The sequence below is a fragment of the Pyxidicoccus sp. MSG2 genome, assembly GCF_026626705.1.
Classification (GTDB): Bacteria; Myxococcota; Myxococcia; order Myxococcales; family Myxococcaceae; genus Myxococcus.
The window spans coordinates 12,298,954-12,320,629 of record NZ_JAPNKC010000001.1; the positions used below are offsets into that span (position 1 = coordinate 12,298,954).

General features: G+C 71.3%; 17 protein-coding genes. 9 read left to right on the forward strand and 8 right to left on the reverse strand.

Annotation, left to right across the window (positions count from 1 at the left end):
- Positions 1-7 precede the first annotated feature (7 nt).
- A complete protein-coding gene (locus OV427_RS46825) occupies positions 8-952 on the reverse strand; it encodes a patatin-like phospholipase family protein (protein ID WP_267862752.1) in 945 nt (314 codons plus the stop codon).
- A gap of 184 nt (positions 953-1,136) precedes the next feature.
- Here OV427_RS46825 and OV427_RS46830 point away from each other — a divergent pair, with 184 nt between their 5' ends.
- The 3 genes from OV427_RS46830 (at position 1,137) to OV427_RS46840 (ending at position 4,379) form a co-directional block, all read left to right on the forward strand.
- Entirely contained in the window at positions 1,137-2,789 is a 1,653-nt protein-coding gene (locus tag OV427_RS46830; protein WP_267862753.1) for a HEAT repeat domain-containing protein, read from the forward strand.
- Positions 2,790-2,894: 105 nt separating this feature from the next.
- Entirely contained in the window at positions 2,895-3,683 is a 789-nt protein-coding gene (locus OV427_RS46835) for a hypothetical protein (protein ID WP_267862754.1), read from the forward strand.
- 75 nt (positions 3,684-3,758) lie between these two features.
- On the forward strand, positions 3,759-4,379 hold the full coding sequence (locus OV427_RS46840) for a nuclear transport factor 2 family protein (protein WP_267862755.1): 621 nt from the start codon (positions 3,759-3,761) through the stop codon (positions 4,377-4,379).
- Here the strand turns inward: OV427_RS46840 and OV427_RS46845 are convergent.
- The 5 genes from OV427_RS46845 to OV427_RS46865 form a co-directional block, all read right to left on the reverse strand.
- The gene (locus OV427_RS46845) at positions 4,342-5,859 is read right to left on the reverse strand and encodes a phosphatase PAP2 family protein (protein WP_267862756.1); all 1,518 of its coding nucleotides are present in this window, start codon (positions 5,857-5,859) and stop codon (positions 4,342-4,344) included. The two genes, OV427_RS46840 and OV427_RS46845, sit on opposite strands and share 38 nt — an antisense overlap.
- On the reverse strand, positions 5,856-6,845 hold the full coding sequence (locus OV427_RS46850) for a fatty acid desaturase (RefSeq protein ID WP_267862757.1): 990 nt from the start codon (positions 6,843-6,845) through the stop codon (positions 5,856-5,858). The genes OV427_RS46845 and OV427_RS46850 overlap by 4 nt, the downstream gene beginning before the upstream one ends.
- Entirely contained in the window at positions 6,829-7,800 is a 972-nt protein-coding gene (locus tag OV427_RS46855; RefSeq protein ID WP_267862758.1) for a Rieske 2Fe-2S domain-containing protein, read from the reverse strand. Before OV427_RS46855 ends, OV427_RS46850 begins: the two co-directional genes overlap by 17 nt.
- A gap of 66 nt (positions 7,801-7,866) precedes the next feature.
- Positions 7,867-8,640, reverse strand: a complete 774-nt coding sequence (locus tag OV427_RS46860) for an SRPBCC family protein (protein ID WP_267862759.1) — start codon at positions 8,638-8,640, stop codon at positions 7,867-7,869.
- Entirely contained in the window at positions 8,637-9,215 is a 579-nt protein-coding gene (locus OV427_RS46865) for a winged helix-turn-helix domain-containing protein (RefSeq protein WP_267862760.1), read from the reverse strand. The genes OV427_RS46860 and OV427_RS46865 overlap by 4 nt, the downstream gene beginning before the upstream one ends.
- A gap of 149 nt (positions 9,216-9,364) precedes the next feature.
- Here OV427_RS46865 and OV427_RS46870 point away from each other — a divergent pair, with 149 nt between their 5' ends.
- Both OV427_RS46870 and OV427_RS46875 read left to right on the forward strand, forming a co-directional pair.
- The gene (locus tag OV427_RS46870; protein WP_267862761.1) at positions 9,365-12,274 is read left to right on the forward strand and encodes a carboxypeptidase regulatory-like domain-containing protein; all 2,910 of its coding nucleotides are present in this window, start codon (positions 9,365-9,367) and stop codon (positions 12,272-12,274) included.
- A 136-nt stretch (positions 12,275-12,410) separates the two neighbouring features.
- Positions 12,411-13,100 carry a hypothetical protein gene (locus OV427_RS46875; protein WP_267862762.1) on the forward strand — a complete coding sequence of 230 codons (690 nt, stop codon included), beginning with the start codon at positions 12,411-12,413 and terminating at the stop codon, positions 13,098-13,100.
- A gap of 4 nt (positions 13,101-13,104) precedes the next feature.
- Here OV427_RS46875 and OV427_RS46880 read toward each other — a convergent pair whose 3' ends face one another.
- A complete protein-coding gene (locus OV427_RS46880; protein WP_267862763.1) occupies positions 13,105-13,857 on the reverse strand; it encodes an alpha/beta fold hydrolase in 753 nt (250 codons plus the stop codon).
- Between the two features lie 138 nt (positions 13,858-13,995).
- Here OV427_RS46880 and fdh point away from each other — a divergent pair, with 138 nt between their 5' ends.
- The 3 genes from fdh to nrfD are packed head-to-tail and all read left to right on the forward strand — an operon-like array spanning position 13,996 to position 19,226.
- Positions 13,996-17,268 carry a formate dehydrogenase gene (gene fdh / locus OV427_RS46885; RefSeq protein ID WP_267862764.1) on the forward strand — a complete coding sequence of 1,091 codons (3,273 nt, stop codon included), beginning with the start codon at positions 13,996-13,998 and terminating at the stop codon, positions 17,266-17,268.
- 3 nt (positions 17,269-17,271) lie between these two features.
- Positions 17,272-18,069, forward strand: a complete 798-nt coding sequence (locus OV427_RS46890; protein ID WP_267862765.1) for a 4Fe-4S dicluster domain-containing protein — start codon at positions 17,272-17,274, stop codon at positions 18,067-18,069.
- Entirely contained in the window at positions 18,066-19,226 is a 1,161-nt protein-coding gene (nrfD, locus tag OV427_RS46895; RefSeq protein WP_267862766.1) for an NrfD/PsrC family molybdoenzyme membrane anchor subunit, read from the forward strand. Before OV427_RS46890 ends, nrfD begins: the two co-directional genes overlap by 4 nt.
- A gap of 93 nt (positions 19,227-19,319) precedes the next feature.
- Here nrfD and OV427_RS46900 read toward each other — a convergent pair whose 3' ends face one another.
- Entirely contained in the window at positions 19,320-20,600 is a 1,281-nt protein-coding gene (locus OV427_RS46900) for a dicarboxylate/amino acid:cation symporter (protein ID WP_267862767.1), read from the reverse strand.
- A gap of 244 nt (positions 20,601-20,844) precedes the next feature.
- On the opposite strand from OV427_RS46900, the gene OV427_RS46905 reads away from it, so the two are divergent.
- Positions 20,845-21,633: a Uma2 family endonuclease gene (locus OV427_RS46905; protein WP_267863587.1), complete on the forward strand. Its 789-nt coding sequence runs from the start codon at positions 20,845-20,847 to the stop codon at positions 21,631-21,633.
- Positions 21,634-21,676 lie beyond the last annotated feature (43 nt).

Here is a 21,676-nt window from a genome sequence, read left to right on the forward strand (position 1 = left end):
GAGACGGCTACGCATGCAGCGGGGGCACCGAGTACGGCCCCGGCTGCTGGGGCGCTCGCTCGCCCGGGCCCACACCCGTGGGCTGCATGGCGGAGCGGGCCATCTCCTCGCCGTGCCGCATGCGCATGCGAATCATCTCCGGCGAGAAGTCGAGCGTGTTCCCCAGCGGCTTCGCCGGCTCGATGACGGTGATGCGGCAGTACCGGTAGGGCGTGCCGTCGGGACGGCGCAGCGACACGCCCTCGTCGTACGCCTGGCGGACGATGTCGTTGATGCGGATGAAGGTCTCCACGTCGTTGAGGAGGATCTCGTTGATGGTGATGTCGGTGAGGGCGCGCACGGCCACATCGAGGATGTTGTTCGGGGCCTTCGCCGGCTCGACCTTCTGCGAGGAGCAGGAGATGACGACGATCTCCGTCGGGCCGTACTCCAGCGCGTCTCCCAGCGGCGTGACGTTGCGCAGGCCGCCGTCGACGAGGTAGGTGGAGCCGATGGGCTCCCAGATGACGGGCATGGTGGCGCTCTGCCACACGGCGTCCAGGAAGTCCTTCGCGTCACTGGAGACCAACTCGTACAGCCCGGACGTCAGCGACACGCGGCCCACGTGCGCGGGCACCACGTAGGGGCGACCCGTGGCGTTCTTCAGGATGAAGTCCCGCAGCGGCGTGCCGTCGTACAGCCCCAGCTTGCGCAGCAGCCCGATGCGGATCGCGATGACGGCCCAGGGAAACCGCCGGTACACGTCCGACTCGCGGATGTTGAGCCAGATGTCGTTCAGCTCCTTGTAGGCCTGCTGCGCCACCAGCGTGGCGTTGAGCGCGCCGACGGAGACGCCGAAGACGCGCTCCCACTGGAAGCCATGCACCTCGCGCAGGACGCGCTCGGCCCCCACCTGGAAGGCGCCCTTCGCGCCACCACCTGAGAGCACCAGCGTTGCGGGACGGTCCGTCATGGCCATGTGACACCTCCAACGAGTGGAGAAGGGATAGGCGCGGGGCGCGGGCGCGGAAATCGCCCCCGGGCGCGGCCTCGTGTCCACCGCGAACCAGGCGCCCCTCCCGGGGGCCCGGGGGTGCGATGCTGCGCGAGTCAGGACGGCCCCGACCGGACGTCCTGTCCGGCCGGTGGTGCCCCCCATGCGCGACGACGACGACCTTCACCAGCAGCGACACGGAGCACGGCCGGACGACCTCGCGTCCCTCCGGCGCCTGGATGCCGCGATGGTGCGCGCCGGCTTCCGGGTAGCGGGCAAGACGGTGCGCGAGTGGGTGGCCGACTTCGCCCGCGTGCGCGCGCGGTGGTTCGACAACGGCGAGGCCGTGAGCCACGTCATCGCAGCGGGCCTGGGCGCGGTGCCGGTGCTCGTGGACACCCTTCGGGCGAAGCGGCTGGACGTCCCTCCGAAAGCGGACTCGAGCGTCCGCGCGCAGTGCATCGAGGCTCTCGGGAGCATCGAGCCTCTGCCCACGTGCGCCATCCCCGCGCTCCTCGAGACACTGCGCACGCCGAGCGCCCGCGTGCGGTGGATGGTGCTCGCGGTGCTGGAGCGGATGCGCCCTCGGCCCACCGCCGCCGTCATCCGGGCCCTCCTCCCCTGCCTCCAGGACAAGCACGACGCGCAGTCGCGGAGCAGGGCCGCGCGGGTGCTGGCGCAAGTGGATGGAGCCCTCCCGGCGGAGGTCCGTCGCGCCGCGATGGCCCGCCTGATGGACTCCGACCGGAGCGTGCGCCGCCAGGCCCTCCAGGTGCTCGGCCGCTTCCCCGGAGACGCGGAGGTGCTCACCGCGCTGGAGGAGCAGGCCCTCCTGGATGACGTCAACCGCCTCGAGGCCCTGCGCATCCTCGCGGACCTGGAGCCTTCCCGAGCGTTCCCGCTGCTGCTGGACGTGGCGCGCAGGGCGGCGGAGGACCGGCCCGGGGACCAGCGCCTGGGTCAGATGGATGCCTTCGTCACGGTGCTGGCGCGGCGCGAGGAGGGCATGCGGGCGCTGCTCCTCATCGCCCGGCTGGGCGAGCGGGCCGTGTCCACGCTCCCGGAGCTCGTCGGATTGCGTTCGCTCACACCGATGGCGACCTACGCGAACGCGGCCATCGACGACCTCGCGAGAGACGTGCTCCGCCGCCGCGCTCCACCCCTCGCGCCCGAGCGGTTCCACGGCGCGCACGTCACCGCCCTGCTCCGGGATGTGCCACCCCCACGGGAGCCCGACGAAACCCCGGGGAAGGCGCTGGCGCGCTGGGCGGAGGACCTGCGGGAGCAGGGCCCCGACCTGATTGTCCGCGTCGCCCTGGCTGCCGCGCGACGGGTGCTGGGGCTGTGGGAATACCAGCAGCCGAACACCGAGGGAGTCCGGCGCGCCGTCATGGCCATGGACCGCTGGGTGTGCCAGCCCGCCGAGGCGCTCGTCCAGGACGCCCGGCTCGCGGGGTACACCGTCCCCAGTCAGTTCTCGTCGCCAGACGCGTTCTCCGCGGCCTGGTCGGTGACGTATGCCACGCGGTGCCTTCCCTCGGACGCGCCCGGGGATGCACAGCGGGAAGAGAACGAGGGCGACGCGCTCGGCGCATGTGTCAACGCCGCGTGCCGCGCCCTGAGCCGCCAGTCCGTCATCACCTGGGCCCTGGGCTCCAGCGAGGAGTCCCCCACACCGCTCCAACCCCGACAGGCGGCACAGGAGGTCCGGCGAGCCATCCTGGACGAGGTGCTCCCGTGGGCGCTGGGCACCTGGGACCCGGTCAAGGACGTCGTCCGGCTCGCGGACACACTGCGGGCCGGCGGCGCCCCCTGACTCAGCACCGGGCGGGCCTTGGGAGGAACGATGTGTCGCGTGGCCCGGCCCCCGCACTCGCTGCTGCTGGTCGGGGAGCCCTGCGACGGCTAGCGTGCGCGCTCAATGAAGTCCGCGCGTTCACCGCTGAGCATCCACCGCAACTCCCCCTGGGTCGTCGTGGGGGCCTTTTTCTTCTTCCTCTCCCTTTCGGCGGTCTACGCCTTCATCACGTTTCGGACTCCCTCGACGTGGCTCGAGGTCATCATCTCGGTAGGAGTGGCCGCCGTCGTGTGGGGAGGCTTCTTCGCCGTGCTCGTGCGCTTCCGTCAGGAGTGGGTGGAGTTGCACGCGGACGGCCTCGTCCACCACAAGCGGGACGGCGAGGTGCGACTGCCCTGGGAGCAGGTCACCCAGTACAAGGTGGACCTGTTGGAGAATCCCCATGCGGGAGGCAAGGTGCTCCAGTCCATCTGGTCGCGGCTGGCGGAGAACGGCAAGCGTCGCTTCTCCGGGGGGCCTTCCCTGACGTCGCTGACGCTGTACGGCCAGGACGGAGACGCCATCACGTTGCAGCCCCGGCTGCTCGGCTTCTTCGTCCTCGCGGAGAAGTCGCTGGACCGCGTCGACGCGGTGCTCACCCTGCGCCATGACGCGCAGCTGCGCGACGGTCGGCCGGTGGCGTTCGGCGAGGAGGTCCTCCTCACGGCGCAGGGGCTGTCGGTCCGCGGGGAGCTCCTGCCGCTGGCGGAGATTGCGCAGGTGCACGCCATTGACGGGCAGGCGCGGGTGCAGCGGCGCAGCGGCGGCTGGGTGGACCTGGGCCGCATTCCCAATGCCTACGCGCTGATGTCCACGCTGCGCGCCCTGCGCACGAGCAACCGGACCAAGACGTCTCCGGGCCTGCGCGGGTAGCGGCTTCCCGCGACGTCGTAAGGCTTCCTCCGGCGCTCCGCTTCGACGATGCTCCGGCCCCTCTCTGGAGGCCTCATGACGCGGACCCTCGGCGGTGTGGTGGCGGTGCTGCTCTCGTTGCTCGCGACACCCGTGTGGGCCCAGGACGCCGCGGCGGGCGGCGCTCCGGCGGACGTGGAGGCGACGCACAACGCGCTGCGCGCCCTCAAGCAGGACATGGAGGACGCGCTCAACACGCAGGACGTGGACCGGCTGGTGAAGCACCTGACCCCGGACGTCGTCTTCACCACCATGAACAACGACGTGCGCGTGGGCAAGGACGCCATCCGCGCCTACTACGACGAGATGATGCGCGGGCCGAACCGCGTCGTGGAGAAGCTCACCGCGAAGTTCGAGGTGGATGACCTCACCCACCTCTACGGCAACACGGGCGTCGCCTGGGGCTCGTCGAAGGACCACTACGTGCTCACGGACGGCACGGACATCGTCATCGACAGCCGGTGGACGTGCACCCTGGTGCGCCAGGGCGACCAGTGGCTGATTTCCGCCTTCCACTACTCCACCAACGTGTTCGACAACCCGCTGCTCTCGAAGCTGAAGTACTACGGGGCCATCTTCATCTCCGTCGCGACGCTCGGTGCGCTCCTGGCGGGCTTCGTCATCGGCCGGACACGGCGCCCGAAGGCCACGGCTTGACCTCGGCCGGCTCGCGGAGGAACGGCAGGCGGCGTGGCAGCCGCCTCGCCCGGAAGCCCTCGATGGAGCGGTGAAACAGGCGCAATAGCGGCATCCCGGTGCGCCCTTCGAGGGCGGACAGCTCCTCGGCGGAGCGCTCCAACAACACACGGGCGCGGCCGTACTCCGCGACCACCCAGGCCCGCCCCGCGTTCGAGCCCAGCAGGGCGTCGTAATCACCCGGTTCCGCGCCCTCTCCCCTCACCTCTTCCGCGACCTCGGCCGGCACGTTGTAGAGCCCCGCTTCCAGGTCCTCGCGCAGGTCGCGCAGGGTGGAGCACCAGCCGAACGCGTCGATGAGCGACGGCACGTCCGAGGCGCGCACGTCGGCGCTGGCCACATGCAGCATCAGGTCCACCGACAGCCGGAAGGTGTCCCGGTGCTGCGCGAGCAGCGCGTCGGCGGACAGCCACCGCCGCGCGCGCACCCGCTCCCGGTCCCTTCGCATGGTGCGCATGAGCGCGAAGACGTGCGCCCGCGCCTCCGGAGCCTCCAGGCTGTCGAGCAGCTCGCGCCCGAGCGTGGCCGCCGTCCCGGTGTCCTTCCCCTGCCCCGTCTCCAGCTCCGCGAGCAGCGCGTCCACCCAGTCGAGTGGCTCGCCCTTCACGGCCCGGTCTCCGTCCAGCACGTCGTCCACGAGCTGGAGGAAGCAGAATCCCACCCGGGCCACGCGGGCCTGACGCCGCCAGCGGCCCAGCGAGTAGCGATAGAGCACCAGACCGATCAGCGCATAGCGCAGGTGCCTGCGGGAGAAGCGGAACAGCTCGCGGGCACAGAGCGCCTCCACGCGGAGCGCGGCCAGGAAGTCTTCACGGCGGGCCCGGGGGGCGACGAACCGCCACGTGCCCCAGGCGAGCAGCGCGCCCGCCACCACGTCCACCACGTGGTGCTCGTGGATGAGCAGTGTCGACGCGGCGATGGCCGTGGCCCAGAGGCCCCAAAGCGCCCGCGCCCACCCGCCCGAGCGCTCCGCGTACGCCAGCGCGGCCGTGCACGCGAAGGCGACGTGGAGCGACGGCAGGTAGTTGCGCTCCAGGTTCAGGGTGTCGGCCACGAAGAAGATGTCGGCCCAACCGCCCTGCACGACGCGCGTGGGCCAGGCGACCTCCACGGGCAGCACCAGGTAGCCCACCGCGCCCACCACCGTCTCCGCGCAGAGCGCGAGCGCGAAGGGCACCATGTCCCTCCAGGTGCGGAAGACGAACAGGGACAGCAGCAGCAGCACGTCCATGCTCACGTAGACCGCTGCCCACGCTGGGACGAACGGGATGTGCCGCTCGAAGGGCAGGTCCACGCGAAGGCCGCCGGAGTAGAAACCCGTCACCCAGCTCGCGCCGCCGTACACGGCGAGGAAGAACAGCGCGAAGCCGAGCGCGAGCGAGCCCGTGAGCAGCAACTCCCCGCGCCGGGGCAGACCGAACAACGCCGGACGCCCGCTCATCGCGCCTCCACGGTGAGGGGCAGTGGCTCCTCGCGCGGCTGCGTACCGAACGATGCGGGCCCGCTCGTCGCATCCTCCACGGTGGCGGGCAGCGGTCGGGGCCCACGCCACATGGACAACCAGACGCGCAGGAACGACGGCCGGGGAGCGCTCGAATCCACGAAGCGGCCCAGGTGGAGCCAGGGCACGTGCGGGTGTCGGTGATGCGCGCGGTGGTAGTGGTAGTTGAGGAACAGCCAGCGCACGGGCGCGGCCACGCGCAGATCCCACGCCCCGTCGCGCACGTGTAGCGGAGACCACGCATGGTCCGCGTACTGCAACCCGCTCCAGTTGACGGCGAAGGCCGCGTAGCACAGCGCCTGGCCCGTCACGGTCAGGTCCAGTGCAGAGACGAGCCCGGCCTGCACCGCCACTGCCAGCAACACCTCCCACCGGATGGCCGCCCCCGGGGCGACCTCCAGCCGGCCCAGGTACGCATCCGCGCCCGTCTGCTCCCCATAGTGCGTACCCGTGCCGCGCAGTCGGTGCAGCAACCCGGGGATGAGGGCGAAGGCCACCGCGCCCACCGGCACGAAGAGCCAGTAGAGGCCACTGAGGATGGAGTACCACTGCGCGCGCTTGAGGAAGCGGTTGTCCCCGGGCCGGAAGTAGTCGAACTGCTCCAGCCGCGTCCGGTTGTGGCGGTGGTGGTTGAGGTGGAAGGCGCGCTGCATGGTGAAGGACGTGGGGAACAGCGTCGCCGCCACGCGCCCGAGCCCATCATTCACGCGGCGCGACGGGTGCAGCACCCCATGCGTCGCCTCGTGCAGCAGCGAGAAGACGGTGTTGTTCACGAACGAGAACACCCCCGCCGCCATGAGCCGCACGGCCCATGCGTCCGCATGAGAGGCCAGCCAGAGACACCCGGCGCACGCGGTCATCGCGGAGGCCAGGAGCACGACATTGAGGGTGGCCGGGATGGGCGTGTCCCTACCCTCGCTCGTCATCGCGGTCCTCGGGCAGGCTGGCGGTGAAGGCCATCAACTGGCGCAGGATCGGGTCCTCCGCGGCGCCGGCCGGGTTGAAGCGCATGCCGTGGAGCACGGACAGGTCCCTGCGCAGGAACGACGTGAAGAGCCACCGGGACACCGCGAGCGACAGCCGCTCCAGGCCCGGGATGCGGCCCCGGCGCGCGGCGAAGGCTAGCCGCACCGCCATGCCCGCCTCGGTCTTCCGGATGCCAGCGACGAGGGCGCTCCGCGTCCGGCCGAGGTCGCTCTCCACGGAGAGCAGCGTTCCGCCATGCACGGTGATGGTGACGCGGATGTGGTTGCCGGACAGCGTCTTCATCAGCCAGTCACTGGCCCCGGTGCCGGTGACGCGCGAGGTGTAGCGCAGGCGCAACGTGAACGGGTCCGGCCGCTCCACCACGGGCGCGTCCCGCAGTTCGCGGTGGTGCACGGTGCGCAGGTGCTCGATGTCGAACGAGTTGGCCACCAGCGGCAGCCAGTCACAGCGCACGGTGACTTCGCGTCCGGTGCGCCAGGACAGGTCCGCGGCACCCACCTCCGGCGGAGGACAGAGGACCACGGGTCCGTTGAAGACGAGGATGGCGCCGTAGCGCTCCACCACGGGGAACGGCCGCTGTCCGGGCCTGCCGCCCACGTCCGCCTGGCAGGCGCCGCTGCCGTCGAAGCGCCAGTGGTGCAGCGGGCAGCGCAGACAGTCACCGACGACGGTGCCGCCCGCGAGGTGCGTGCCCATGTGCGCGCAGTGCGCGGACAGCGCGTGCGCGCCGCCGCCCTGTCCCCGGAAGAGCACCAGCTCCCTTCCGCCGAGGCTGAAGCCCATCACCTGTCCGCGCCGGAGCGACTCGGACGGGCACACGAGGTGCCACGCCCGGAGCCGGCCCGGCTCGGGTTGACGGACCGGGTCCGCCCACGCCACGACATTCACCGCCATGGCGCGAGGCTAACGGACGGTACGGCCCGCTCGCCACCCGCCCGAACACCGTCTGTCACCGCGCGCTCACGCCGCCGGAAGGAACATTCCTTCCAGCCGGGGCTGCCACCGGGCCCGGAGCGCCTCGACGGCGGGCGCGTCCAGCCCCCAGGTGAGCAGGCAGACCCAGGCCTGCACCTCGCCATCGCAGCCGTTGATGTCCACGGTGATGCGCGCGTCGTTCCAGTTCTTCACGGTGATGCCGAGCGCGCGCGGAGGCATCCACAGGTCCACATTCCCTTCCAGCGCCTCGCCCGTGACGGCGCGGGCCTGGAAGGTCCGCTCTCCGGTGCGCTCCAGGCCGAGCACGCCCGGCCCCAACAGCCGCTGCCACGCCTGCTCCAACGACACGCTCCCCACCGGCACGGGCACCATCACCTGCTGCCCGGGGACGCCCGGGTGCCGCTCCAGCATGTGCTTGAGGTTCTGGAAGAACACCTCCCAGCCGCGGTCCAGCGCGTCGTACTCGGCCTCCCAGTCCGCGCCCTCGCCAAAGCCCGAGTGGACGAGCCGCAGCGTCGTCTCCCCGCCCTCGCCTTCGACATACCAGTCGGTGGCGACCTGCGGTCGCCCGGGGCTGCGCGTCTGGAAATGCTTCCCCTGCTCCCAGACCTCGATGCGCGACTGGTCCGCCATGCCGGGCCAGCTCAGCCACACGTAGCCGCCGACGCCTGGCTGCACCTTCGCGTCGAGCGCGAACCAGCGGACGATCTGGTCCGCCTCGGTGATGGCGCGCCAGACGGCATCGCGAGGGGCGTTGATCTTCACCTGCTTCTCGAGGCGCGTCTTGTCCTGGCTCACTCGGGGCTCTCCTTCTCGGGTGCGGCTGCGGGGTGAACGCCGAGGAAGAGGCGGTAGTGGCGCCCTCCCTCGGCCCTGTCGTCGTGGTAGCGGGTGACGAGCCGGGCGACGGTCTCCGCCAATTCCTCCGCGAAGGCATGTCGCGCCTTCGCGTTGGGGAAGCGCACGTCGGCCTGCAGGGAAAAGGTCGGCAGCGTCTTGCCCGCCGCCTGCGCGCGCTCGCGCAGGGAGGCCACCTCACGCACGCTGCGCGCGGCGACGGCGATGAGGTACGCGGACGAGAAGCGGTCCACCGCCGCGGCGGGGTCCGGGGCCAGCGAGGCCAGGGCCTCGGCGGACACGAGGTAGGCGCGCGAGCTGGCCTTCACCAGCCGCTCCACCACGTTGCCCTTGCGGCGCTCCTCGACCAGCTCGACCAGGCCCTGCTGCTCCAATTCGCGCAGGTGGTACCCGACCTTCTGCCGCGAGGTGTCCAGCTCGCGCGCGAGCGCCGCCGCCGTGATGGGCGTCGCGAGCCGCTCCAGGATGCGCGCCCGCATCGGCCGGGCCTTCGCCGCGCTGCTGTCCTTCGCCATGCCCGCCTTGTAGCTCCGACAAACTTTCCAGGTCAAGACAAAGAAAGTTTGTCGGTGGCCAGGAGGTTTTGTCGGCGCCAGGCTGGAACCCGTCCGGCGGCCCTGCTGTCCTGCGCGCGGACACGAAGAGGCTGGCTCCGGGAGATGGAATGAAGCGGAACGCACTCGTGCTGGTGGCAGTGCTGGCGGTCCTCGCGGTGAGCGGACTCTGGTGGGCCGGCAGGTCGGACGACGCCGGGCCGACTCCGTCCCGGGACACCGCTCCATCCACGACGGCCCCCGTCCCTGGCGGCGCATCGTCGCCAGGCGGAACGGCGACCACGGAGTCCCGAGGCGCGACTCCCGGCGAGAGCACCGTGGGCGGGACGCCCCTCGTCGACGAGCCGATGCGTGAGGAGGAAGGCACCCTGCGCGCCGAGGTGCACACCGCCTCGGGGCCGCGCTCGGGAGCGCGCGTGACGCTCTACTTCCGGGGGCTCGGTGCCTCCGGCGTGGGGAAGCCCGGTTGGTTCGTCGCGGGCAGCGGCGTCACCGACGCAGCGGGCGTCGTCGTGCTGCCCGCGCGGCCGGGCAACTACCTCGTCACGGCGCAGGCGGAAGGCCTCGCCAGGGCCCGCGCCTACGTCACCCGCCCGCGAGGTGAAGCCACGACGGCGGTGCGGCTCACGCTCGACGCGGGCGGCACCCTTGAAGGCGTCACGGTGGAGCGGGGCTCGAAGACGCCGGTTCCACTCACGGAGATCACGCTGACGCCTCGCACGTCCGCCGATGGCCTCGTGCTGCCCCCCACCCTCTCGGCGGGTGCGTCGGTGCCGGAGGAGGAGCGTTCCACCACCACCAGCGACGGGCGCGGCGACTTCCGCTTCCAGGGACTGGCACCCGGTGAGTACCAATTGGACGCCCGCGCACCGGGGCATGCACCCAAGCGACTCGGACGCGTGCACGTGCCCACCTCGGGGCTCACCGTGGAATTGGAGGGCTCGGCCTTCATCGAGGGCTTCGTCGAGCGGCCCGACGGCAAGCCCGCCCCAGGAGCGCAGGTCATCGCCTCGGGCACGGGAAACGCCGTGGAGACCGACACGAGCGAAGGAGGCGCGTTCTCGCTCGACGTGCCGCCGGGCGTGTACCAGGTCGCCGCGCGCCAGGGAGAGCTGACCGGCGCATCCCCCGCGCGCATCGTCGTAGGCGCGGGCATGACGGTCCGCGACGTGCGCATCCGCCTGGGCTCCCAGGCCTCGCTCGTCGGAGTCGTCCGGCGCAAGGACACGGGCGAGCCCATCAGCGGAGCGAGGGTCTCCGTCGCACCGGGCGCCCTCACCTTCAACTTCGATGAAGACCCGACCGAGGTCGCCAGCGCCACCTCCGGAGCGGATGGCCGGTTCGAAGCGGGCGCGCTCGCGTCGGGGATGTACGCGGTGACGGTGCGAGCGAAGGGCTTCAAGAAGTGGTCGCGAAGCGGCGTCAGCGTGCTGGACGGCCAGCGCTTCGACCTCGTCGCCGAACTGGACGCCCACGGCCGCATCGAGGGAACGGTGGTGGACGGAGCCGAGAAACCGCTGGCGGGCATCCACGTCACGCCCGAGTCGCGCTGGCGGATGGCGCCGCTGGAGGGCGCGCTCGAGACGGTGACGGACGCGCAGGGCGCCTTCGTCCTCGAGGGGCTCCCACCCGGAGACATCTACGTCGCGGCCCGACGCCCCGGCAGCGAGACGAACACCCGCGAAATGGTGAAGGTCGCCCCGGGCGAGACGAGTCGGGTCCGCATCCAGCTCCAGGAAGAGGGGCAGCTCGAAGGCACCGTCCGGCTCCAGGGAGGCCGCGTTCCCCCCAGGCCCGTCACCGTCTCCGCGCTGCGGGTCGGCGCGCCCTACTCCGAGTCCTTGAAGGTCGCGGCCACGCCCGACGGCGCATGGTCGATGAAGGTTCGCGCGGGCCGCTACCGGCTCACCGCGTGGATGACGGACACCGGCAACCAGAACGGCGACCAGGAGAAGGTGGTGGAGCTGGAGGCCGGCGGCTCGAAGCACGTGGACCTCGAAGTGCGCGAGGCGAGCCGCCCCATCGTCGTCACGGTGCTCGAGCCCAACGGCGCGCCCAGCGTCTCCGCCACGGTGATGGGCAGCGAGCCGGGCAAGAACGAGGTGCTGCTGGAGGACACCACCGACGCCTCCGGCCAGGTGACGATGGTGGCGGACGCGGTGGGCGGCCCCTCCGTGCACTTCTGGGCCACCAACGGCGGACGCCGGGGAGACCTGCCCTCGGTGCCGTCGTCTCGCACGGCCGTCACGCTCCAGCTCGTCGCGGGCGGGCGGCTGACGGGCACCGTGCGCTCGGCGGGAGGCCGCGCCGTCGAAGGCTTCCGCCTGGTGGTGACCTCCCTTCGCACCGACGACGACTTCCTCACCCGGCAGGAGCTGGACTTCGCGGGGGACCGGTTCGTCGTCGAGGACATGCTGGCCGGGAGGGTCGCCCTCACCGCCACGCTCCCGGATGGCCGCGCCGGCAAGGCGGAGGCCACCGTCACCGCTGACGGCGTCACGCAGGTGGACGTCGTCGTGGAGGCCGGAGGCGCCCTGACGGGCCGGCTGGTGGATGTCTCGGGCGCGCCGCTCGCGGGCGGGTTCGTGGACGTGGACGGCGTCTTCTCTCCGACGGCGGGAGCGGATGGCCGCTTCCGGGTGGAGGACCTCGCGCCGGGCCCCCACCGCGTCATCGCCTGGGGACGACGCGGACAGCTCGCGGACCGGCAGGTGACGCTCGTGTCCGGCAAGCCGGTGGACCTTGGTGACTGGCGAATGGGGCCCGGCCGCGTGGAGCCCGGGCGCCTGGGGCTCTACTTCGGCATGAGTGGTGACGACGTCACGGTGAGCCTGCTCGCGGAGGGAGGCCCCGCGACGTCACTGCGCGTGGGCGACGTGGTGCGGTCCATTGACGGCGCCACCGTGCGCGACGCGGGAGAGGCCCGCCAGCGAGAGCTGGGCGCACCGGGCAGCCCGGCCACGCTCGTCATCCTCCGCGAGGGGCGCACGTACCCCGTCACCCTCACCCGCGCCCTGTAACGCGTCGCACCGCGCCCGCGGGACGATGGACGGACGACCAGCCCGCGTGGCCGGCTCCGAATGATGTGAAGGGGAATTCACCCGGCCGCTGGGGCCCGGAAGGGGCCGCTGGCGGCGCCACGTCACAGGAGCCGTCATGACCGCCAGCACCCTCTCCGCGCCACAGCTCGTCACCAACAGCCGCATGCTCTATTCGAGCTGGATTCCCGCGGACCCGAAGGCCGCCGCCGCGCTGCTGCCGAAGGGCCTGTCGCCCGCGACCAATCGCGCCCTCTTCATGAACCAGTACGTCGTGGACTCGGCGGACCAGACGTCGGGCTTCGGCGCGTACTCGCTGACGTACATGGGCCTGGACCTCGAAGGTCACAAGGCGCCGGACGGCGTGACGCCGGGCCGCTTCTTCACGCACTACCTCAACTCCTCGCAGACGGTGCGCGACTACGTGAGCGAGCGCGGCGTCCCCGCGTCCGCGGGCACCACCACGCTGGAGCTGGAGGACGGAAAGCTGGTGGCGACGACACGCGTGGACGGTATCCCCATCATCCGCACGGTGGCGCGCGTGGGCTCGCAGGTGGCCTCGGTGGCGCGCGGCCAGCTCATGTACGTGACGCAGGTGAAACACAAGCTGATGGCCGGCAACTATCCCTACGTCGGCGACATCGCCTCCGGCTTCGAGCTGCTGTCCCTGGAGTTCCTCGCGCCGGACCACCCGGTGTACGCCCTGCGCCCGGAGAGCACGCTGCGCAAGGTGGAGGCCTGGTGCTGGTATGCACCCCGCGACTCGTTCGTCTACCCGGGCGGTGAGTACGAGCTGAAGGCGAAGTAGCCCCTCACCGCGCCCCCGCGACGAAGCGGGCCATCCACTCCACCGCGCCGCGGATGGCCTCTTCCCAGTCCTGGAGCGGCATCATGTGCCGGGCGCCGGGGAACTCCCGGTGCCGCAGCCGCCCGGGTGCCGCCGCGTAGACCGGGGCCAGCCGCGCGTGGAAGTTCCGGGCGCGCTCAGCGGGCACCAGCTCGTCCGCGCCCGCGTTCTGGCTGAACAGGGCCACCGGGAAGAAGCGCTCGCCGTGCAGGTGCGGGCTCTCCGGCAGCGGCAGGTTCCACTCGGGCGAGCCGAGCAGCGGCGCGGCGGCCGCCAGGCGCCGGTCCTCGAGCACGGCCGCGTAGGTGATGAAGCCGCCCAGGGAGACACCGCAGATACCCAGCCGCTCGGGCGCGGCCCCCTGCCCCACCAGCGCATCCAGGAGGGCCGGCACCTCCCGCGCGCTCGCGCGGACCACGGTCAGGAACTCCTCCTCCCGGCGCTGGAAGTCGGCGTAGCTGAAGCGCACGTCGAAGTCCGGATAGCGCCGCGCGCCGTGCCCCACCGCGTCCACGCCCACCGCGTAGAGCCCGCGCGCCGCGAAGGCGGACAGCTCCGCCGTGTTCACCTCCTTCGACACGCCGAGGCCGTGGAAGAAGAGCACCGCGCCCCGGCGCAGCGCCTCCTCGCGCGAGTCCACGTGGACGGCCAGGGCGGGCGCGCCCGCCAGCGAGAGTTCATGCGTGTGGAAGTGCACGAAAGCAGTCTGCCTGCCCATGCACGTCCCATCCACCCGGCAACACCCCGCGCGCCTCGAGCGTTGTCAGGTTGACGCCGCGCATCGCGCGCGCCCCCATGCCTCCAGTCCGGCCCCATCTTCCCCGCGCTGACGTGTGACTCACGCGGGAGGCCCACCTTGGGAGTGCTCGACCTGCTCGGCCGCTGGCCCGTATTCCGGCAGTTGCGGAAGGGAGACGCCACCGCGCTCGGGGACACGGCGATGAGCGAGCGCAGTCGTACGCTCGAGCCGCGCACCGTGCGGGCCGACCGCGTCGTGAAGTCCGTCTGCCCCTACTGCGCGGTGGGCTGTGGGCAGGACGTGTACGTGAAGGACGGCCGCATCCTCGACATCGAGGGCGACTCGGACTCGCCCATCTCCCGTGGCCGCCTGTGCCCCAAGGGCGCGGCCACCTTCCAGCTCGTCACCGGCAACCACCGCGTCCGCGACGTGCTCTACCGCCGGCCCGGCGGCACCGAGTGGGAGAAGCTCCCGCTGGAGCAGGCCATGGACATGGTGGCCGAGCGCGTGAAGCGCACGCGCGACGCCACGTGGGAGGCCAAAGACGTCAACGGCCTGGACGTGAACCGCACCCTGGGCATCGCCCACCTGGGCGGGGCCACGCTGGACAACGAGGAGAACTACCTCATCAAGAAGCTCTTCACCGCGCTGGGCATCGTGCAGGTGGAGAACCAGGCTCGAATATGACACTCGTCCACGGTGCCCGGTCTGGGCATCTCGTTCGGTCGAGGCGGCGCGACGACGTTCCAGCAGGACCTGCGGAACGCGGACTGCATCGTCATCCAGGGCTCCAACATGGCCGAGTGTCACCCCGTGGGCTTCCAGTGGGTGATGGAGGCGAAGGAGCGCGGGGCGACCCTCATCCACGTGGACCCGCGCTTCACGCGCACCAGCGCCATGGCGGACCTGCACGTGCCCATTCGCGCGGGCTCGGACATCGCCTTCCTGGGCGGGCTCATCCACTACGTGCTGGAGCACGAGCGCCACTTCAAGGAGTACGTCCTCCACTACACCAACGCCGCGAACATCATCCGTGAGGGCTTCCAGGACACGGAGGACCTGGACGGGTTCTTCAGCGGCTACCAGTCGGAGGACGGCAAGTACGACATCGCCACCTGGCAGTACGAGGGCGTGGGCGGCACCGTGCCCGCGGGAGGCCACAAGGAGCTCTACGCCGAGCCCGGCGCCGGCAAGGGCGGTGACGAGAGCGGCTCCGCCCGGTTCGATGCAAAGAAGGACCCGACGCTCCAACACCCGCGCTGTGTCTTCCAGCTCCTGAAGCGCCACTTCCGGCGCTACACGCCGGCCATCGTTGCGAAGGTGTGCGGCGTGCCGGAGGAGCAGTTCCTGAAGGTGGCGGAGGCGCTGTGCGCCAACTCGGGCCGAGAGCGCACCACCGCGTTCTGCTACGCGGTGGGGTGGACGCAGCACACGGTGGGCGTGCAGTACATCCGCACCGCGTCCATCCTCCAGCTCCTGCTGGGCAACATCGGCCGGCCCGGCGGCGGAATCATGGCGCTGCGCGGCCACGCGTCCATCCAGGGCTCGACGGACGTCCCCACCCTCTACAACCTGCTGCCCGGCTACATGCCCATGCCGCACGCAAAGCAGGGCCTGGACCTGGACGAGTACCTGGAGGACCACTCGGCCAGCACCGGCTGGTGGAGCAACCTGCCGAAGTACGCCGTGTCCCTCCTCAAGGCCTGGTTCGGCGACGCCGCGACGAAGGAGAACCACTTCCTCTTCGGCCACCTGCCCCGGCTCACGGGGAACCACTCACATATGCAGACGGTGGCGGACATGGCGGACGGCCGCGTGAAGGGCTACTTCGTCATGGGAGAGAACCCCGCCGTGGGCTCCTCCCACGGCTCACTCCAGCGCAAGGGCCTGCGCGAATTGGACTGGCTCGTGGTGCGGGACTTCACCCTCATCGAGACGGCCGAGTTCTGGCGCCGCGCACCCGAAATCCAGCGCGGCGACGTGAAGATGGAGGACATCCGCACCGAGGTCTTCTTCTTCCCCGCCGCCGCGCACACGGAGAAGGAGGGCACCTTCACCAACACGCAGCGCCTGCTCCAGTGGCGAGACAAGGCGGTGGAGCCGCCCGGCGACGCGCGCAGCGAGCTGCACTTCGTCTACCACCTGGGCCGCAGGCTGAAGACGCTCTACGCCGGCTCGAAGGAGCGCAAGGACCAGCCGCTTCACGACGTGACGTGGGACTACCCCACGCGAGGCCGGGACGCGGAGCCGAGCGCCGAGGCGGTGCTCCAGGAAATCAACGGCTACACCGTGGCCGACCGGAAGCCGGTGAAGGGCTTCTCCGAATTGAAGGACGACGGCAGCACGGCCTCGGGCTGTTGGATCTACTCGGGCTGCTACGCGGACGGCGTGAACCAGACGGCGCGCCGCAAGCCCGGGCGCGAGCAGACGTGGGTGGCGCCCGAGTGGGGCTGGGCGTGGCCGGCCAACCGACGCATGCTCTACAACCGCGCGTCGGCGGATCCGGACGGCAAGCCGTGGAGCGAGCGGAAGAAGTACGTCTGGTGGGACGCGGAGCAGCAGCGGTGGACCGGCGAGGATGTGCCGGACTTCATCGCGGACCGGCCGCCCGACTACCGCCCCCCGGAGCACGCGCGGGGCGTGGATGCGCTCGGTGGGACGGACCCGTTCATCATGCAGGTGGACGGCAAGGCGTGGCTCTTCGCGCCCAGCGGAATGATGGACGGTCCGCTGCCCACGCACTACGAGCCGCAGGAGTCCCCGGTGGAGAACGCGCTCTACGGGCAGCAGTGCAACCCGGCGCGGCTGGAGTGGCGTCGCCGGGACGTGCCGCTGCACCGTGCGTGGGCAGACCCGCGCTACCCCTTCGTCATCACCACCTACCGCGTGACAGAGCACCACACGGCGGGAGGCATGAGCCGCTGGCTGTCCTGGCTGAGCGAGCTGCAGCCCGAGCAGTTCTGTGAGGTGTCCCCGGAGCTCGCCGCGGAGCGCGGCCTGACGAACGGCGGCTGGGCCACGGTGCGCACCGCGCGCGGAGACCTGGAGTGCCGGGTGCTCGTCACCGAGCGCCTGCGCCCGCTGAAGCTCAACGGGACGTGGGTGCACCAGCTTGGCCTGCCCTACCACTGGGGCGTGACGGGGCGCATCCGCGCGAGCGGGGCCAATGACCTGCTGCCCATCGTGGCGGACCCCAACGTGGAGATTCAGGAGTCCAAGGCCTTCACCGGCGACATCGTCGCGGGCCGGCACGCCACCGGCGAGCGTTCCGCCACGAGTGCCGTGACGCCGGCGCTGCCGGCGGGAACGCCCGAAGCGCGGCGCGACAGCCTCCGCGTTTCCGAGCACGCGCACGACACGCAGCAGGAGAAGCTGGAACAGGAGCGGTAGGCCATGGGACAGAAGGGCTTCTTCACCGACACCTCCCTCTGCATCGGCTGCAAGGCGTGCGAGGTGGCGTGCAAGCAGTGGAACCAGCTTCCGGACGACGGCTTCCACTTCACCGGCATGTCCTACGACAACACCGGCGCGCTGGGCTCCTCGACGTGGCGGCACGTGGCCTTCGTGGAGCGGCCGGTGCCGCTGCAGGGGCAGACGACGGGCGTGGGGGACTTCTCGTGGCTGATGATGTCGGACGTGTGCAAGCACTGCCAGCACGCCGGGTGTCTGGAGGCGTGCCCCACGGGCGCCATCATCCGGACGGAGTTCGACACGGTGTACGTGCAGCCCGACGTGTGCAACGGCTGCGGCTACTGCGTGGTGGGCTGCCCCTTCGGCGTCATCTCCCGACGCGAGGACGACGGGCGCGCATGGAAGTGCACCCTCTGCTACGACCGGCTCGGCGAGGGCATGACGCCGGCCTGCGCCAAGGCGTGCCCCACCGAGTCCATCGTCTTCGGGGACCTGGATGAATTGCACGCGCGTGCGGAGAACCGCGTCCGCGCGCTGCACGAGCGGGGCGTGACGGACGCGTACCTGTACGGGAAGGACGCGAAGAGCCAGCCGGGCACGGGCGGGCTCAACGCCTTCTTCCTGCTGCTGGACAAGCCGGAGGTCTACGGCCTGCCGCCGGACCCGGTGGTGCCGACGAAGAAGGCGGGACGGACCTGGGGTGCGGTGGCGCTGGGCGCGCTGGGCATGGCGGCGGTGGCGCTGGGCTCCGTGCTGCTCGGACGGGAGGCGCGCCCATGAGCCCTCCGCCCATCGGAAACGAGCCGACGTTCCTGGACCGGCTGCAGCGCAAGCGCGACGGCCGCAACGTGGACCCGGCGCTGGGCGTCCTCTCCGGCGAGGCCGCGCAGCAGCGGGTGAAGGACCCGGAGGACCCGCACCCGGAACGGCGGCCCATGCCCACCCTGCCCTCGCAGCTCGCGACGGAGCGCGAGGCGGCACCGAGCTACTACGGGCTGCCGGCCGTGAGGGAGCCGGTGTGGATCTGGTCCATCCCCACGTATCTCTACGTGGGCGGCGTCGCGGGCGCGGCGAGCCTCCTCGGCTTCGCGGCGGACGTGGCCGGCGGCCCGGAACTGGCGCGGCTGGGGCGGCGCGGCCGGTGGGTGGGCACGGTGGGCGACATGCTCAGCGCGGGGCTCCTCATCAACGACCTGGGCCGGCCTTCCCGCTTCCTGAACATGCTGCGCGTGTTCCGCCCCACGTCGCCCATGAGCATCGGCTCGTGGGTGCTGGCCACCTCGGGCGGGCTGAACACGCTGGGGCTGCTGCTGGGCCAGCGGCGCGGCTGGCCAGGGGTGGTGGGACGGTGCGCCACGGCGGGCGCGGGAGTGCTGGGCATGCCGCTGGCGGGTTACACGGCGGTGCTGCTGTGCAACTCGGCGATTCCCGTGTGGCAGGCCACGCACCGCACGCTGCCGCTGTTCTTCATGTCCTCGGCCACGGCGGCCGCCGGCAGCCTGCTGTCGCTCCTGCCGCATGGGCCCGCCGAGGCGCGAGTGCTGCGGCCCTACCGCCTGGCGGGCAAGGTGGCGGAGCTCGTCACGGGCGTCGCCGTGGCGCGCGACGCGGCACGGGCGCCCGAAGTGGCGCGTCCGCTGCACGAGGGCTTCTCCGGGACGCTGTGGAAGACGTCGCGCGTGTGTTCGGCGGCGGGGCTGGTGCTGGACGCACTGCCCGGCCGGGCGCGGTGGAAACAGGTGACGGCGGACGTGCTGACCACGGCGGGAGCACTGGCGGCACGCTTCGCCATCTTCCACGCGGGCAAGGCGTCCGCGCGCAATCCCCAGGCGACCTTCCAGGGACAGCGCCAGGGGCTCGGCGCCGCGGAGGTGGTGGGCAACACCGTGGCCTCCGACGGCAGGCCGCTGAAGTTCCCGCTGCCCGTGCTGCGCTGAGCGACTCCCCTACTCCTTGCCGCCCTTGTGCGGCAGGAGCGTGTCCACCATGCCCTTGAAGGACTGCTCGAGGATGCCGCCCGGGTCAGGCAGTCACTCCGCCTCCGCCACGTCCTTCTCGAGGCCCACGTTGGTGGCGGCGCGGTTGTAGACGGCTTCGTCGAGCAGCCCCTCCTCGCGGGCCACCAGCACCGGCACGAGCATCTGCCCGGTGACGTTGGTGAGCGTGCGCATCATGTCGAGCACGCGGTCGATGGCGAGGAGGTAGCCCAGGCCCTCCAGCGGCAGACCGGCGGAGCTGAGCACCACGGTGGCCATGACCACCGCGGTGCCGGGCACGCCCGCGGTGCCGAAGCTGCCCAGCACCGAGGCGAGGAGGATGATGAAGTACTGCGACGCGGACAACTGCAGGCCGAAGTACTGCGCGACGAAGAGCGAGGCGATGGCCGGGTAGATGGCGCCGCAGCCGTCCATCTTGATGCTCGCGCCCAGCGGCACGGCGAAGGCCGCGTAGTCCTTGTTGACGCCCAGGTTGTGCGTGACGCTGCGCAGGGCCACCGGCATGGACGCGAAGCTGGACGAGCTGACGAAGGCCACCTGCATGCCGGGCGCGGCGCCGCGGAAGAAGCGCAGCGGGTTGAGCCCGTGCGCGAGCAACAGGCCGCCGTAGACGAAGAGGACGTGCAGCGCGCACGCGAGGTACAGCGCGAACACGAGGCGACCCAGGGGCAGCAGGCGCTCGAAGCCGTAGGTTCCGACGAGGGCGGCGATGAGGCCGAAGGTGCCCAGCGGGGTCAGCTCCAGCACGAAGCGGGTGACCTGAATCATCGCGTCGCTGGCCTCGCGGACCAATTCGCGCAGGCGCGCCGTCTTCGCGCCCAGCTTGACGAGGGCGAAGCCGAGCAGGCCGGCGAAGAAGATGACCTGGAGGATCTTCCCACCGGCGAGCGCGGCGAAGGGGTTGGTGGGCACGACGTCGAGGAGGACCTGCACGGGGCCGGGGACTTCGCGAGGGGTATAGGACTCGGCGAGCTGGAGCTGGCCCACGCCGACGCCGGGCTTCAGCAGGGTGCCGGTGCCGAGTCCCACGCCGACGGCGAGCGCGGCGGTGATGGCGAACCAGAGGAACGTCTTCCCGCCGAGCGCGGCCACGCTCTTCTGCCCGTGGAGCGCGGCCACCGCGTTGATGACCGCGAAGAACACCAGCGGCGTGGCGATCATCTTGATGAGGTTGACGTAGAGCGTGCCCAGCGGCTGGAACCACGGCCCCGCGGGAGGCCCCACCAGCCAGCCGACCAGCGCCCCGAGCACGAAGCCCCCGAGCACACGCTGCCAGAAGGGAATACGGAACCAGGCGGAGAAGAGCGTCTTCACGGTGGGCACCTCGGCGGAGCGACGGCGGACGATAACGGAGTGCTCCGAGGCGCGCAGGGGTTCACGGGCGAGCTGGAGTTGAAGTGTCCGTGGACGGGGACACCGCCTCTGAATCTGGATGGAGGCTGGGCCCGGAAAGCGCGAAGTGCCCGAGTGAAGCGGGCCACGGTGGCCCGGCCCGTCGCTTGCTGAGGGAGCCGTGGGGGCATTGACGACCGTGGCCGTGCACAGCACGCTTCAGGGCATGGGACGGCACGCGAACGAACGTGGAGAGGCCTTCCCCCGGGCCCCCACGCAAGCGGAGTGGGATGTGATGGGACCGGAGGAGCGGGCACGGGTGGTGGAGTCCCTGCCCGATGAGGTGACGGACGCAGAGCTGGCGATGCCGGAGGGAGACCTCCACTACTACGCCAAGGCGGAGACGCGGGACGCGCTCCTGGGCTACTTCGGCCGGCAGAAGCGCAAGGTCTATATCGGCTCGGAGCTGCCCATCTACTACCCGGGGGAGCGACGCTTCGCCCCGGACCTGCTGGTGGTGCTCGATGCCGAGCCCCACAAGCGAGGCAAGTGGATGGTCAGCAAGGAGGGCAAGGGCCTGGACTGGGTCATGGAGGTCCACGTCGGTGGCGACCGGAAGAAGGACGCCGAATACAACGTGGAGCGCTATGCCCGGCTGGGCATCCCCGAGTACTTCATCTACGACCGCTCGAAGGAGGCGCTGCTGGGGTATCGGCTCGCGACCCCCGATGCGCGGACGTACACGCCCGTAATGCCCAGGCAGGGGCGCTTCGACTCGCAAACGCTGGGCCTGGAGCTGGAGGTCGTGGACGAGAAGCTGCGACTGTGGGCGGGAGACGAGCTGCTGCTCGAATCCGCGGAGCTACTGGAGCAGATGCAGGGGATGATGGAACAGGTCCAGCGCCGCGCGGATGAGGCGGAGCGCCGCCTGGCAGAAGAGGCCCGCCGCCGCGAGGACGCCGAGCGGCGGCTGGCCGAGCTGGAAGCCCGGCTGGGCCAGCGCCCGCCGCACTGACCTCCCCGGCTGAGCCGGTTTTTCCCCCTGCCCTCCCACACCG